Here is a 14,957-nt window from a genome sequence, read left to right as displayed (position 1 = left end):
CCTCTTCGCCCGGTGCCTCTTCGCCCGGTACCTCTTCGCCCGGTGCCTCTTCGCCCGGCCCCTCACCAACACCCATGCGGGTAGCCGCGAGCGGTGATTCCGGCTCGTCGGCGGTCTGCGGGGTCGTCACGGCCGTGCCCGGCTCCGGGCTGGCGGGCGCTCCAGGGCTTCGCGCGAAGTCGAAGACCGAGCCTCCTCCCAGCAGCGTCACGATGATACCCGCGATCACGGCGACGAGGGCGACGCCAATCAGCAAGTCCGGCCAGTTTCGTCTTATCCAGTCCATAGTTCCCAACCCATCGTCTCAACCCTGAGGTTGAAGTGTCTTATTAGTGTACCAAGCCTCAACGTATCCGTCCCCAGTGTAGCAAGCCCCGGCATGAGGGCGCTAGAAGTGGGCTAAAAGTATTGCCGCAAATCGACGCCCGCCCGCCCGTAGCCTAGCGCCTCCGCCCTCTGCCAGGCGGCGCGCGCCTCGTCCTGACGGCCCTGCGAGAGCAGCGCCCAGCCCAAGTTGTAATAGGCCTCGGCGTTGTCGGCGTCCTCTTCGATGAGGAGCGCGTAGACGATCTCGGCGTCCTCAAAGCGCCCCGACGACAAATAGGCCGCGCCCAGGTTGACGCGGGCCGCGCTGCTTGCCGGATCGAGCTGCACCGCCCGCTCGTAGAACTGCGCCGCCAAGGGGTAGTTGCCGAGCGCATAGTAGATGAGGCCCGCCCAGAGATGAACGGGCGCGTTGTTGGCGCGGACCGCGAGCACGGGCTCGAGGGCGAAGCTGGCCGCCTCGAGCTCACCCGCCGAGTAGAGGGCGCGCGCCTCGATAAAGCCCGCCTCGGCGCGCAGTTCGGGGTCGCTCAGCCGCTCGAGCGCCTGACGCGCCGAGCCGAGCGCCTCGGAGCCGCGGCCCAGGCCGTCCAGAGCGCCAGCGCGGGCCAAGAAGACCTCGCCGCTGTCGCGGCTGAGTGCCAGGGCGCCGTCAAAGGAGGTGAGCGCGTTGTGAAGCTGGCCGACGTCCAAGTAGCTGAGACCCAGGTTGTAGTGCGCTTGCCAGGAGCCCGGCTCGGCCAGGAGCGAGCCCTGGAAGGCGCGGACGGCGTCACCCGGGCGGGCCAGGTCGCGGTAGAGGAGGCCCAGGCGAAACTGCGTCTCGGCCATGGCCGAGGCGTCGCCCGCGCCGGCCGCCCGGCTAAAGGCGCGCTCGAGGGCGCGGACGGCGTAGTCGCCGCGGCCCGCCTCCTGATAGACCTCCGCGATGAGCGCGCTGACCCGGTAGTCGCTCAAGCTCGCCTCGAGCTCGCTGAGGTCGGGCAGGACCTCGAGCCCCCGCCCCGCCCTGACCAGCACCTCGGCGCGCAAAAAGGCGAGCGCGGGGCTGGGCGCGAGCTCGAGCGCGCCCTCATAAGCCTCGGCGGCGCCTTCAAAGTCTCCGGCCAGGACGAGCTGTCCCGCCAGGCCGAGGTAAGCGCCGAGCAGGTCCTCGGGGGTGGCCTCGGGCTCGGCCTGGAGGGTGGCCTCGCGAAAGGCCACCGCCGCCTCGTCCGTCCGGCGCAGCCCCGCCAGGGTGACCGCGCGGTTGAAGTGTCCGTCGAAGCGCTCGGGATGGAGCCGCACCAGTTCGTCAAAGGCAAACAGGGCCGCCTCGTAGTCGCCGAGCGTATACTCGGCCAGGCCCAGGCCGAAGTGCGCCTCCGGCGAGCGGTAGTTGAGCAGGGTAGCCTCGACAAAGGCGTCGCGCGCCTCCTGGGGATAGCCCTCGTCCAGATAGGCCTGGGCGAGCAGCAGCCAGCCGACGACGTTGTCGGGGTCGCGCCTCAGCTCGAGGCGGAGGCGAGCGAAATCGGCCCCGTCGGTCAGGACCCGAGTGCCCGGCGGCGAGGCGCCCATCTGCGCCCCCGCGACGCAGCCCATGAGCAGCAAGCCGGTAAGCAACCTCATCCCCACATCCACGCATCCCTTCGGGCGGACCAAACACGACCGCGCGAGCTTTGAACCGCAGCTTCATCTTAAACCATCCCCCGGAGCCGCGTGTGAGGTTTTTTATGGCGCTGCTCGAGGCCCTCAAATTTCTATTCGTGCCAGGTGCGCGTTCTGCTCGATGAACTCGCGGCGCGGCGGCACGTCCATACCCATCAGCATCTCGAAGGCCTCGTTGGTCTCGAGCACGTCCTCGATCGAAACCCTCTTGAGGACGCGCGTCTCGGGGTTCATGGTGGTCTCCCAGAGCTGCTCGGGGTTCATCTCGCCCAAGCCCTTGAAGCGCTGGATCTCCGAGGTGCGGCCGCGGTTCTCCTTCATCAGCCTCTGCAGGTCGGCGTCGGAGTAGACGTAAGTGCCCACCTTTTCGCGGCCGAAACGCACCAGGTAGAGGGGCGGCTGGGCGATGTAGAGGTAGCCCGCCTCGATCAGCGGGCGCATGTAGCGGTAGAAGAAGGTCAGCAAGAGGGTGCGGATGTGGCTGCCGTCCACGTCGGCGTCGGTATTGTGCGCGCAGAGACCGCCGCTGCCGCAAACAAAGTTTTCGTCGCCTTCGACCGAAAAGTCGTAGACGTATTCTCCGACCGGTTCTATCTCTTGAGCGGCAACTACCTCGAGGCCGATGAGATCATCGCTTACCGGCAGATAATCGAGCGCCTTGCGAGCAGGGTTTGCCAAGTGCGCGGCAAGTTTGGGGGCGTTATGATGCCGCTGCCAGACTGTACGGCAGCTTGCCAGTTGGGCTTTGCCGCAAACCGTGACGCTGTAGTACGGGCGCCGTGTGGAAATGGTGGCGTCCGGGTTGCGTGAGGGCTGGTGCTCTGTGGTGCTTGCCAGCAGGCCTAACTGTCCTAAGAGATAGAGCAGTCCCTCTTTAAGAGCTGGCGAGTTCGTTGTAAACGACACCTTACTTCCAGCGGTCGTGCCGTCTCCGAGGAAATAACCTTCTAAGAAAGCAAGCTGCAGCGCTTCGGGAAGGCTGAAGACGAGGTCGGGCAGCCTCTTCTCGTGAGCCCGTCCGGCCAGCTCCCAGGCCCGCAGCAGGCACGCCGCCGCGACACTGTGAAAGTAAAGTTTGACGCCGTCACTCGCGGGGTCATGATAGCGGCGAGGCGTTTCGCCAAAGACCAGCTCGATAGCGGCGCTCAGTTCAGGGATAAAGCGCTCGTCCTTCTTGCCCAGGTTGAGGCTGACCTGATGGGCGCTCAGCGTTCCTTCAGCGACATACCAGCCCAAAAACCACAGCAGTTCGCGCGTGACGGGTAAGTTGCGTGCAAAGGCCTTGTCACCATGCGCCTGCGGCACGAGTTCTATCTGAGGACCAAGTTGTGCCAGCTCAGCGGCGGTAAAGTCCTTGACCGGCTTGTAGGAGCTTACCTTGCGCCAGCGCGCGTTCTTGCTCGAGTCGTCCTGGGCGAGCCGCTCATCGATCTTAGCCGGGGCGAGATCATAGGCGACGCCGTCGGTCCAGCCGATGGCCTGGAGATACTCTCTGAAATGGGACAAAATCGGCCGGTTGACGCCGCGCTCCCAGTGGCTGATGGTGATGGGCTGCTTGACGCCAATCGAGGTCGCTACCTGCAACTGGGTCAGCCCCACCGCCTGGCGCCTAGCAACGAGTCGCTGCCACCACGTTTCATGTAGGGAGACTCGAGGCTCGCCCCACAACTCCGGCCGCGCGACCTGCGCCATGACGCGCCGTCCCGCAAGCTGCCGCACGTCCTCGCCCCGCGCGTAAAGCGCGTCCGTTAGTCCAGCGCGATAGAACGTCTCCAGCAGGTCGATATGCGCCGGGCTGCTTGCCGGGCGCGGCAGGCGCCGGCTGGCGACTAAGCGGTCGCCGGGGCGCACCTCAGCGCCTTTTTTGAGGCGCACCTCACCGTCTTCAAAGACAAAGACGCTGTGCGACGAGGTCACCTTGATGGTGCGGTTGTAGCGCGTGGTGAGCTTATACATCGGCTCCTCGTGGCCGTGGCGGATGACCCCCTTGAGGGGCTTAAAGCGCGTCGCGCGCGTAGCCGGGTCAAAGGTGACGACGCTGTAGCGGCTGGTCACGCGGCGGCCCTCGACACAGTCGTCGATAAAGTCGCCGATGTGCACCAGCTCGGTGTTGCCGGCATCGTCCATAACCAGCGTCGGCTCGTCACCAGCTACGCTCATGATGATGATGCGGTGGTAGCGCACGCCGTCAAGGTTGAAGTGTTCACTGTCACCGGTGCCCTCGAGGCCCGCGCCGATCGCCGCCACCATGGCGCGAATTTCGGTGTTTTTTAAGATCTTGCCGAGTTGCGCCTTTTCGACGTTGAGAATTTTGCCTCTCAGAGGCAAAATGGCCTGAAAACGGCGCTCGCGGCCCTGTTTGGCGCTGTTATGGACGAACACCCCACTTGCTAGAGCAAAGTTATGGGTGTGTGGAACTTCAATGTCATAGACATCAAGACGTTCTTGTAGGCGCTCAATCCTGACGATGCGATGGTTGTAGTTTACGACGGCCTCACGGGCCAGCGTGGCATCACCCTTGAAATACCTGTTATAAAAGGTGTCAAATCGCAACAACGACTTATCCCGTGTGCTTTGACGGTGCAAACGGTAGGCTTCCAGGTCGATTCCCTCTTTGGTCTCAAAGCTCTTCAAGGCCGTGAGGGTCTTGCGATAATAGGTCTGGTGTAACGCCGCATAGCGCTTGGCGCGAAACTCAGGCGTTTCCGGCTGCCGCATGCGCTCACTCATTCTGTTGCGAAACGCGTTGCTCTGGCGAAGCTTACGGCAACGCTCAATCACCTCTGGGCGGTGAAGGGTGCGGCTGACATGCTCCTGGTGTAGGGCAAGGTGCTCATGGCTAGGCATACGCTTGATATTCGTCGGGTTGTTGTTGCGCCTGTCAAAGTCCAAGTGATGGCAGTGGTCACCGTCCGCTTTGGTATAGACGCCGTGGTAGCGGTTGTACCAGTCCGCCAAAACGTGGCTGAAAAGCCAGCGATCCGAACGAGGATCCCAGGCCATCTCATAGCCGTCTATGGTGATTCCGGCTTCGTTAACATCCGACACCTTACGGTACAAGGGCATGAGCGAGTCATCCGCGGTTAATGCCGCAGCCGGCTTGTAACCGCCGTCGCGCAACATGAACAGATGGTCGGGCGTGCAAACCATGGCCTCACCATCATCCAGCGTCACGCGAATGACTTCAGCATGCCTCTTTGTCACTCGAGCGTTGATAATCCGCTCCAGACCGATCTGCCCATCGTGACGAATGGTGTAGCAAAAGTGCTCTTTGCCCTCTCGCTGCTCAGCTACCAACTCCTCGAAGCTGAGCTGGCGCCCATCCGCCAGCGCAACTTGCGTATCACCGGAAAAACAACCCCCCGCCGAGTCGCCCTCGACGATGTAGATTTCGCTGACCGAAGGGTCCTCGCTCTGGCAGTCGGCCAGCTTGCCGGGCAGCTCGTCGTTGTCGAGCGGGCTGGCGCGGCGCACCAGGTCGCGCGCCTTGCGGGCAGCCTCGCGCGCCTTGGCGGCCTGCACGGCCTTCTCGATGATCACCTTGGCGATCCGCGGGTTCTCCTCCAAGACCTCGCTAAGCTTTTCGTAGACGACCGTCTGCACCGCGCTCTGCGCCTCGGGGTTTAGGAGCTTGACCTTGGCCTGCGACTCGAACTGCGGGTCGCCCAGCTTGACCGAGATGACGCAGGCGATGCCCTCCAGGAGGTCGTCGCCGGTCGGCGCGGGCTCGCCCTTCTTGATCATGTTCTTGTTCTTGGCGTAGGTGTTCATGACGCGGGTGTAGGCCGTCTTGAAGCCGGTCAGGTGGGTGCCACCGTCGCGGTTGGTGATCATGTTGGCGTAGGAGAGAATGGTCTGGTCGTAGGCGCTGGAGTGGATCATGCCGACCTCGACCTCGATCTCGTCGGCGCCCTCGCTGGTGCGGCCCTGGATGAGGATCGGCGCTTCATAGAGCTTCTTGTGGTCGGCCGCGATATCGGCGGCAAAGGAGGCTACCCCGCCCTGCTCCAGGAAGGTCTCCTCTTTCTCCTGGCCGGGGCGCCTGTCCGAAAGGATGATCTTGACCCCGCCCGTCAAGTAGGCGAGCTCGCGCATGCGCCTGCGGATGCGCGCGTATTCGAAGCTGGTGATGCCCTTGAAGATGTCGTAGTCGGGCAGGAAGCTGACCGTCGAACCCGACTCGCCCGCTGCCGCCGCGCCGAGCTCGTGGACGGGCTCGGTGACGGCGCCCCCGTCAAAGCGGATGCGGTAGCGTTTGCCACCCGTGGCGACCTCGGCGACGAGGTAGCTCGACAGCGCGTTCACCACCGACGAGCCCACGCCGTGGAGGCCGCCCGAGACCTTGTAGGCCGCGGAGTCGAACTTGCCGCCCGCGTGCAGTTCGGTAAAGATGACCTCGATGGCGGGCCGGCCTTCCTTGTGCATCATGCCGACGGGGATACCGCGGCCGTTGTCACGGACCGTCGCCGAGCCGTCGGCGTTCAAGATGACCTGGACGGTGTCGGCGTAGCCGGCCAGGGCCTCGTCGATGGCGTTGTCGATGATCTCGGTCAGAAGCTGGTGAAAGCCGTCGACGCCGGTGCCGCCCTGGACGTACATGGCGGGACGCTTGCGGACACCTTCTAAGCCTTTTAAGACGCGGATATTCTCGGCGGTATAGGTTGCGCTCAAAACAAGCCTCCAAAACTGCCTGGCAGTTTGCAAACCCCCACGGGGGCAAGGGAAAAACTGATGCGTGAAGAGGCCCAAGGAAGAGCCTCGAAACATAATAGTATACCAGTCTTTTGCTTCCCGCGTCAATCAAAAAATAACGTCGGAGACGGAAATTTTTTACAGTTGTGCCCGAACGGTTGTACCTGAGCGGTTGTGCTGGGAAGGGCAGCGGCGTCCGCTGTCGTCGCGTTCACCTTTCCGGAAGACTTATCGCTCCGCGAGTACAGTTTCTGCGCCGAAGCCGACCTCGCAGCGATCGGCTTCAGCTCGCTGCCTTGACGGCGCCAAAGGCCGCGAAGCAGCCGTTTTTGTGCAGGACCTCGACGGTGTCGAAACCGACCTCGCCCAGCAAGTCGAGCTGGAACATGAGCGGTCTGGGCGTGTCCTCCTGCTCGATGTAGGCAAAGACGTGATCGCGGTAGCCCTCGCCCTTCAGCTCCTTCAGGTAGTCTCCGTAGCGCTGCCACATCAGGGCCTGCAGCGCCGGCGCGGCGCCCTCGACCATGTCGAAGATCCACAGCGAGCCGCCCGGGCGCAGCGCGGCGTGGAACTTGCCGAACACCGCCCGCCACTCCTCGTCCTCGCGCAGGTGGTGCAAGACCGCCGCCGCCAGGATGATGTCGCAGCCGGCCTCCTCCAGCGCCAGCTCGCGGATGTCGGCCTGGACAGCCGTCACCTCGGCCGTGGTGACCGCCCTGACGCGCCCCTGCGCCCGCTCGAGCATGGGCCGGCTCAGGTCGACGAGCCTGACGTTCAGCGCGGGTAGAAGCCGCAAGAGCTTGAGCGTGTAGTTGCCGGCGCCACAGCCCACGTCGAGCAGCTGGCTGGCGTGAGGAGTGGCGGCCGCCGCCGCTTGGGCGATGAGCTCCGTGGCCAGGGGCGAATCGACCGCCGCCGACTGGCCGATCTCCAAGTTGGAGAAGCGCTCCACGTCCTCGTCGAACCGCCGCCTGATCTCTTCGACCGTCGATTTCATCTCGCCTTCTTCACCTCATCCCGCAGTGTCTCCCGCAGTGTCTCCCGCAGTGTCCCGCAGTGTCCCGCAGAGGCCGGCAATGCTAGCGCCTGACCTGCCCCTGCCCCTCGACCAGGTACTTGTAGGTCACCATCTCGGCCAAGCCCATCGGCCCGCGAGCGTGGAGTTTTTGCGTAGAAATGCCGATCTCCGCGCCGAAGCCGAATTCGAAGCCGTCGGTGAAGCGGGTGCTGGCGTTCACGTAGACCGCCGCCGCGTCCACCTCGTCCTGGAACCTCCGGGCGTTCGCCGTCGCCCCGGTCACGATGGCCTCGGAGTGCCCGCTGCCGTAGCGCCCTATGTGCCCCAGGGCCTCGTCGAGCGTGCTTACCACCTTGACTGCCAGCTTGAGGTCCAGGTATTCGGTCTCCCAGTCCGCCTCGGTCGCGGGCCGGAGCCCGGGCACCAGGGCTCTGGTCCGCTCGCAGCCGAAGACTTCGACGCCCTTGCCCGCGAGCGCTCCCAGCATCCCCGGCAGGAAGTCCGCCGCCGCCGCCTCGTGGACGAGCAGCGTCTCGGCGGCGTTGCAGACGCCCGGGCGCTGCACCTTGGCGTTCATGACGATGTCGCGGGCCTGCCCCAAGTCGGCCGAGGCATCGACGAAAACATGGCAGTTGCCCACGCCGGTCTCGATCACCGGCACCTGGGCCGTCCTCACCACGTGTTCGATGAGCTGCGCGCCGCCCCTGGGAATGACCAGGTCCACCTGGCCCCTGGCCTCCAGGAGTTCGGTGACGAGCGCCCGGTCGGGCGAGTCGATGAGCTGGACGGCGTCCTCGGGCAGCTTGGCGGCGGCGAGTGCGCGGCGCATGACGGCCACCAGGGCGCGGTTGCTGTTTAGGGCGCCCGCCGAGCCCCGCAGGACGGCGGCGGAACCCGCTTTGAGCGCCAGCGAGGCGGCGTCCACGGTGACGTTGGGCCGCGACTCGTAGATCATGCCGATGACGCCGAAGGGCACGGTGACCTTGCTGACCGAAAGGCCGTTGTCGAGCCGCCAGCCGTCCAGGACGCGGTGGAGCGGGTCGGGCAGCGAGGCGATCTGCTCGAGCGCCGAGGCCACCTCTTCCAGGCGCGCCTCCGTCAGGGTGAGACGGTCGACGAGCACCTCGGCGGTGCCCTGCTGACGCTCGGCCCGCACGTCCTCGCCATTGGCCGCGAGAATGGCCGCGGCGTCTTCCAGGAGGGCCTCCGCCATCGCCCTCAGGGCGCCGTTACGGTCCGCCCTGGGCAATTGGCGGCTGGCCCGGCGGGCGCGCCCCAAGAGGAAACCGAGGGGGCGCTCGAGGGGAGAAATCGCGGCGTTCATGACCGAAGTATAAACCAAGTATAAACCAGCCCACGGTATGGCGCCCCGAGGCGGGCCATGCCGCAATTCGCACGCCAGGCAGGCGCTGAGGGTGTAGACTCGAGCTGGAAAGGTTGGCATAGCTTCGGTGCGCCTCCACTTCGATTTCGATGGCCCAGGCTAAGACGCTGCCGCACAGCCCCAGTGGGCTCGGTTCCCATCTTGGCGACGTTGTCGCCGGGCTGAGCGTCGCCATCATCTTGATTCCCCAGGCACTCGCCTACGCCGAACTGGCCGGCATGCCCGCCTACACCGGCCTCTACGCCGCCGCCCTGCCGCCCCTGGCGGCGGCCTTTTTCGCCTCCTCGCCCTATCTGCAGACCGGGCCGGTGGCGCTCTCGGCGCTGCTCACCTTTGCCGCGCTCAGCCCCTTAGCCACCCCCGGCAGCCCCGACTACCTCGCCCTGGGCGCGCTCCTCGCGCTCATCGTCGGGGTGGTGCGGGTCCTGCTCGGCGCCTTTGGGCTCGGCATCGTCGCCTACCTGATGTCGCAGCCCGTCCTGATGGCCTTCAGCAGCGCGGCGGGCATCGTCATCTTGGCCTCACAGCTACCCGCCGCCCTGGGCGTGATGCCGCCTAGCCAGGACCTCCTCGCGGGGGCGCTCTGGGCGGTCGCGAATCCGCTCAGTTGGCAGCCCGGCGCGCTGCTCATCACCACCTTCACGCTTGTCCTCATGCACTTCGGGTCGAGGTTTCATCCCCTCTTTCCGGCCATTCCCCTGTCGATCGCCTTTGCCATGCTCTACGTCACCCTCCTGGACTACCGCGGGCCGGTCGTCGGTGCGGTGCCGCCCGGCCTGCCGCCCTTCACCCTGAGTTTTCCCTGGGAAGCGGTGCCCGAGCTTCTCCTGCCGGGCCTGGTCATCGCCCTGGTGGGTTTCGCCGAGGCGGCTTCCATCGGCCGCACTTACGCCGCCCAGGAGCGCAAGCCCTGGAGCGCCGACAAGGAGTTCGTCTCGCAGGGCGTCGCCAACCTGGCCGCCGCCCTGAGCGGCGCCTTTCCGGTGGGCGGCTCCTTCTCGAGGAGCGCCCTGGTCCGCAGTGCCGGCGCCAAGACGCGCTGGAGCGGCGCGGTGACGGGCCTGGCGGTCCTCCTCTTCCTGCCCTTCGCCGGGGTCATCTCGAGCCTGCCCAAGGCGGTCTTGGGCGCGCTCGTCATCGGCGGCATCCTGGGCCTCATCCGCCTGCGCGAGCTCATGCGGCTGAGGCGCTACTCCAAGCCGCAGTTCGCGCTGGCCTGGACGACGGTAGCGGCGACGCTGCTGTTCGCCCCGCACATCGAGCGGGCCCTGCTCCTCGGCGTGGCCCTGGCCATCGGCGTCCACCTCTGGCGCGAGACCCGCTTTACGGTCAGGGACTGGAACGAGGGCAAGACGCTGCACTTCAAGCCGCAGGGCGTCCTCTGGTTCGGCTCGACCCACCTCTTGGAAGAGACCTTCGTGCGCCTCCTGGCGGCTCACCCCGAGGCCGAGCGGCTGGTGATTCACCTTGACGGCCTCGGCCGCACCGACCTGACCGGCACCTTGGCCCTGCGGGCGCTGTTGCGCGACGCGCGCAAGGCCGGGCTCAGGGTGGACCTGCAGGACATTCCGCCGCAGTCCTACAAGGTGGTCAGCCGGGTGATGGACTGGGACAGGTAGGAGCCTTCCCTTCTTTGGCTCCAGGGGCTCCAGGGACAAGCGCTGTGAGGCGTCGGCATGACCTCATAGCAGATACCAGAGCGCCGTATAGAGAGCTATAGAGCGACACTCTCAGCGCCTGAAAAGGCTCATCGATTGCCGCTTGAAGGATCCTCGGCCAGCCCCTGCAAGCGCGCCTCGAGGTCTTGAACGATCACCGCGCTGAAGTCGCTGCCGGACAGCGCGCCGCCGAGATCGCGCGTGCAACTGCCCTGGCCGATGGCCGCCAGGATGCTGTCGCGCAAGGCGTCGCCGATCTCGGCGCGGCCGACGTGATCGAGCAGCATACCGAAGGCGAGCAGAATCGCCGCGGGGTTGGCGAGGTCTCTTCCGGCGATATCGGGAGCGGTGCCGCCCGCCGGGTCGAACATGGCGATCTCGACCTGGCGCCGGTCGTCGAACGAGAAGTTGCCGCTGGCTCCCGTCCCCAGGCTGCCGACCAGGCCCGAGGCCATGTCCGAGAGAAAGTCGCCGTACTCGTTTAGGACCAGCACCACGTCGTAGTCCTCGGGCTTCAAAATGATCTTGGCCAAGAGCGCGTCGAACAGCTCGAGGTTGTGCGGGACCTCAAGGTAGTCCTTGTGGACCTCCTTGACGACCGCCTCGAAGAGGCCATCGGTCGCCCTTTGGATGGTGTGTTTGGAGGACGAGGTCACCCGCCAGCTGTTGCGCTTGGCGAGTTCGAAGGCAAAGGCGGCCGCCTGCGCGCAGGGCTCGCGCTCCACCACCCGCAGCGACACCGCCGCGTCGCGGCCGACGTACTGCCCCGGATCGTCGTAGGTGCCGCCCACCGCCACCCGCACCACGTGCAGGCCGATGTTGCGCTTGAAGTTCGAGGAGATGCCGGGGATCGAGATGGCCGGCCGGTAGATGACACTGAAGCCCAGCCGGCGGCGGATGAGCGCGTTGGGGCTGCGGGTCTTGGTGACGGTAGGGTACTTGACCGCCAGCTTGGTCCGGCGCATGGAGGCTTCGGCCTCGTCGATGGCGGCCTCACCCTTGGCCTCGCGCCTCTCCAGCGACCAGTCGACGCTGTCCCAGGTGATGTCGAGCGGCAAGACCGCGGCGACCGCATGCACCGCCCGGGCCAGTTCCGGCCCTATCCCGTCGCCTAGAAGTTCGGTTATGACCAGCTTTTGCATAGCGCCTCCGTGAGATGGCTAGTTTGCCTGTTGATTTACCTTTTGATCGGTGTTGATCGGTGCCTACGGCTCGGATACCTGTCGGATACCCACGGCAAAATCATACCGCTGCCGCGCTCAGTCCCCATAGGGCTCGAGCCGCGTGAAGACGCGCCGGCGCGTGAGAAGCAGCCCGGCGGCGGCGGCGACGGCGAGCCCGCCGGCTAGGAACATCACGCCGTAACCGGCGACCTGACCGATGAGCCCGAGGAGGAGCGGGCTGCTCAGCTGCAGCAAACGGTTGCCGGAGAGGCGAAGCCCCAGGGCGGTACCGCGCTCGCTAGGGGCGACATGATCCACCACCGTCACCATCGTCAGTGGTTGCGCGATCCCCTGGCCCACCCCGATCAAGGCCGAAATCACCACCAGCGCCCAAAAGGTCTGCGCGTAGCCCATCAGCCCCAGGCCCAGGGCCACCATGACCGTCATCACCAGGAGCGTGCTGAAGCGCCCACCCAAGAGCGTGATGATCTGCGAGATGAAGGGCCGCACCATGATGGTGACGAGGGCTCTCAAGCTGACGATCACCCCGATGAGGGTCGCCGGGTAGGCGAGCAGGTCGAGGTAGGCCGGCAGAAAGGACTGGTGGGCGACCAGGGCGATCATCACCGTGCTGCTTACCAGCAGGCCGACCTGGACGCCGGGATTGCGGGCCAGTTCGACGACCTTGGCCGCAGGGGGAAAGAGCGGCCCCGTCCGGCTGCCGCTCGGCAGGCCCGGCCGTTTGGGCTCTTGCAGGCGGATGATGAGCAGCGTTGCCAGCAGCGCGACGATGCCTGCCAGCGCGAAGGCTGCCCCATAACCGCTCAGGTCGATGACCACCCCGGCCAGGAGCGGGCCGAAGAGTTGGCCGATGGAGATGAAGGTGGTGTACAGGCCGAAGTTGCGCTCCCTCAGGGCGCCCGAGCCCAGCGCTGCTACGAAGCTTTGCGCCGCCACCACGGCGATGAGGTGGCCGAGGCCGTTGACGACTTGCAGCAAGGCAAGCGACAGGAAGCCGGGAAAGAAGGCCACGAAAAAGGGCGACAGCCCCAGCAGCAAGGCGCCGCCCAGAATCAGCCCCTTGGGGCCGTAACGGTCGACCAGCGAGCCCGCGGGAATCGCCAGAAACAGCGGGAACAAGAAGGCCGCGGCGATGATCAACCCGATCACGGCGGGCGAAGCGCCGAGCGTCACGCTGAAGAGCGGCACCAGCGGCGCGATCATGCTGTTGCTGACGAACACCAGGCCAATGCTGAAGCACAGGATCAGGAGTTGGTTACGGTCGGATGGTGACGCGGATGGTGGCGCGGATGTCGGCATGACGGTCACAGTTGCACAAAGGTCACAAACACAGCACACACGAGTGCCCCACAAGCTATCACGGTGCGGGCCTTGCCAGCTCCATGAGGGCGCCTTGGAGTACCGGTCTCACCACCGGTATTCCATTGAGCCTCCAAAAGAATCAAGGGGTGAGCAGCAGCTTGCCGGTGGTCGTACGCGACTCGATGAGCCGGTGGGCCTCCGCGGCGTCCTCGAGCGGCAACGTCGCCGTAATCGGCACCTGAAGGTTACCTTCCGCCAGATGGCGCAGCATGGTCTGGGCTCCCTCCCGCACCCCATCGGGGCGGTGCTTGCGGTAGTGACCGCTCGAGTAGCCGATCACGCTGCGGTTGCTGCTGTGAAGGGTGTCGGTTCGCAGCGTTCCCGCTTCCCCCGACGCTTCGCCAAAGACCACGATGCGGCCGAAGGGCGCCAGCACCGCCAGGTTGGCGGCAAAGACAGGCCCGGCTACCGAATCGAGAATCAGGTCAGCACCGCGCCCGCCGGTGACCTCGCGGACGGCGTCCTCTAGATCCTCCTCGCGACTGTTGATCACGGTGTCGGCGCCGAACCTCTCGGCGACCGGGCGCTTGCTCTCGCTGCCCACCACCCCGATCACCCGACCAGCTCCTTGGAGGCGTGCAAGTTGCAAAAGCAGCGTCCCCACCCCGCCCGCGGCGGCGTGGACGAGCACCGTCTCGCCCGGCTCGAGCCTTCCCAGCTTGAGCAGGTTGAAGGCCGTCATCATGGCGACGATGCCGGCGGCCTGAGCGAGGTAGGCACGCTCGGGCAGGGGAAAGGTGAGCTGCGGCCGGGCGCGGACGAGTTCGGCGTAGGCGCCGCCCTCGGTAGCGGCGGCAACCCACGCGCCGGGCGCCAAGCCGCTGACCCCTTCGCCCACCGCGACCACCTCACCGGAGACATCCAGGCCGGGCACGAACGGCAGCTCAGGGCGGATGTGATGAGCGCCAAGACGCGCCTTGAGGTCCGCGAAGTTGACGCTGATGTAGTGCGGCCGGATGAGCACCTCGCTGGCTACGGGCGTGGGTTCGGGCAGGACGCGAGCCTCGAGCACTTCGGGTCCACCGAAGGCGGTGACGACGACGGCTTTCACAGGGTCAGGCTCCTTTCATGCCGCGATCGCTGTGGCTGGCGGCTCGAGCTCGGCGCTTGCGTATAATACCGCGTATGATACCCAGTGCTCGGCTAACCACCTTGGATGACCGCTGAGCACCTTGCTCTGGCTCCCACGGAGTGGGTTCGGATTCGTCGTCGGTTTCAAGCTTGGACGGAGATCATATGGCACTTCACTGGGCGGTCGGTGTGAGTCGCGTGGTGGTAAAAGCGATCAGGATCGGCAGGCCAAAAGCGGCAGGCCGCTGCACGAAGCGATCGGGTGAGCCCTCTCCCGTTCTCGAGCGTCCGCTCATAGCGTCAGATCGAAGGCCAACGGCGGCTTCATTCAGCGCGGTGCCCCCGTGCTAGGCGAGGGCGGCAATGTCGGGAGCATTTCGGCCTTCGCCTATGACGGCTTTCTCACCCTAACCAGAAGGCACGTGACCGTCGCGGCGCAGTTTGGCAATGGGGAGTCGAGCCGGTGACGCCGCGCCACAGCGACGCCCACAACAACGCCCACAGCGACGTTCTTGTTCTGGGAGGCGGCATCGTCGGGCTCGCCACCGCTCTGGCCTTCAGCCACCGGCACCCGGGCGCCCGGGTGACGGTGTTGGAGAAGGAGGCGCGGGTGG

Annotated in this window: 10 protein-coding genes; 2 read left to right on the top strand and 8 right to left on the bottom strand. The window is 65.7% G+C overall.

The window, feature by feature from the left end; all coding sequences use genetic code 11:
• The 5 genes from M3498_06205 to M3498_06185 form a co-directional block, all read right to left on the bottom strand.
• On the bottom strand, positions 1-286 hold a 286-nt coding region (locus M3498_06205), incomplete at its 3' end, for a hypothetical protein (GenBank protein MDQ3458876.1).
• A 113-nt stretch (positions 287-399) separates the two neighbouring features.
• Positions 400-1,935, bottom strand: a complete 1,536-nt coding sequence (locus tag M3498_06200) for a tetratricopeptide repeat protein (GenBank protein ID MDQ3458875.1) — start codon at positions 1,933-1,935, stop codon at positions 400-402.
• Between the two features lie 123 nt (positions 1,936-2,058).
• On the bottom strand, positions 2,059-6,645 hold the full coding sequence (locus M3498_06195) for an ATP-binding protein (protein MDQ3458874.1): 4,587 nt from the start codon (positions 6,643-6,645) through the stop codon (positions 2,059-2,061).
• A 304-nt stretch (positions 6,646-6,949) separates the two neighbouring features.
• Positions 6,950-7,663, bottom strand: coding sequence for a class I SAM-dependent methyltransferase (locus M3498_06190; protein ID MDQ3458873.1), 714 nt, complete (start codon positions 7,661-7,663; stop codon positions 6,950-6,952).
• 82 nt (positions 7,664-7,745) lie between these two features.
• The gene (locus M3498_06185; GenBank protein MDQ3458872.1) at positions 7,746-9,008 is read right to left on the bottom strand and encodes a glutamate-5-semialdehyde dehydrogenase; all 1,263 of its coding nucleotides are present in this window, start codon (positions 9,006-9,008) and stop codon (positions 7,746-7,748) included.
• A 149-nt stretch (positions 9,009-9,157) separates the two neighbouring features.
• Between M3498_06185 and M3498_06180 the strand changes: the two genes are divergently transcribed.
• The gene (locus M3498_06180) at positions 9,158-10,687 is read left to right on the top strand and encodes a SulP family inorganic anion transporter (protein ID MDQ3458871.1); all 1,530 of its coding nucleotides are present in this window, start codon (positions 9,158-9,160) and stop codon (positions 10,685-10,687) included.
• Positions 10,688-10,815: 128 nt separating this feature from the next.
• On the opposite strand, the gene M3498_06175 is transcribed toward M3498_06180, so the two are convergent.
• The 3 genes from M3498_06175 to M3498_06165 form a co-directional block, all read right to left on the bottom strand.
• A complete protein-coding gene (locus tag M3498_06175) occupies positions 10,816-11,868 on the bottom strand; it encodes an isocitrate/isopropylmalate family dehydrogenase (GenBank protein ID MDQ3458870.1) in 1,053 nt (350 codons plus the stop codon).
• 117 nt (positions 11,869-11,985) lie between these two features.
• A complete protein-coding gene (locus M3498_06170) occupies positions 11,986-13,131 on the bottom strand; it encodes an MFS transporter (GenBank protein MDQ3458869.1) in 1,146 nt (381 codons plus the stop codon).
• Between the two features lie 220 nt (positions 13,132-13,351).
• Positions 13,352-14,323: an NADPH:quinone oxidoreductase family protein gene (locus M3498_06165; GenBank protein ID MDQ3458868.1), complete on the bottom strand. Its 972-nt coding sequence runs from the start codon at positions 14,321-14,323 to the stop codon at positions 13,352-13,354.
• A 483-nt stretch (positions 14,324-14,806) separates the two neighbouring features.
• On the opposite strand from M3498_06165, the gene M3498_06160 reads away from it, so the two are divergent.
• Positions 14,807-14,957 (top strand): FAD-dependent oxidoreductase (locus M3498_06160; protein ID MDQ3458867.1); only part of this gene is annotated, 151 nt, incomplete at its 3' end.

Source organism: Deinococcota bacterium, assembly GCA_030858465.1.
Classification (GTDB): domain Bacteria; phylum Deinococcota; class Deinococci; order Deinococcales; family Trueperaceae; genus JALZLY01.
This window is presented reverse-complemented; position numbering and strand designations above follow the sequence as displayed.

Coding starts and splice junctions, on each gene's coding strand:
- M3498_06180 (MDQ3458871.1), top strand. CDS start 9,158: ATGGCCCAGGCTAAGACGCTGCCGCACAGCCCCAGTGGGCTCGGTTCC.
- M3498_06175 (MDQ3458870.1), bottom strand. CDS start 11,868: ATGCAAAAGCTGGTCATAACCGAACTTCTAGGCGACGGGATAGGGCCG.
- M3498_06185 (MDQ3458872.1), bottom strand. CDS start 9,008: ATGAACGCCGCGATTTCTCCCCTCGAGCGCCCCCTCGGTTTCCTCTTG.
- M3498_06200 (MDQ3458875.1), bottom strand. CDS start 1,935: ATGAGGTTGCTTACCGGCTTGCTGCTCATGGGCTGCGTCGCGGGGGCG.
- M3498_06190 (MDQ3458873.1), bottom strand. CDS start 7,663: ATGAAATCGACGGTCGAAGAGATCAGGCGGCGGTTCGACGAGGACGTG.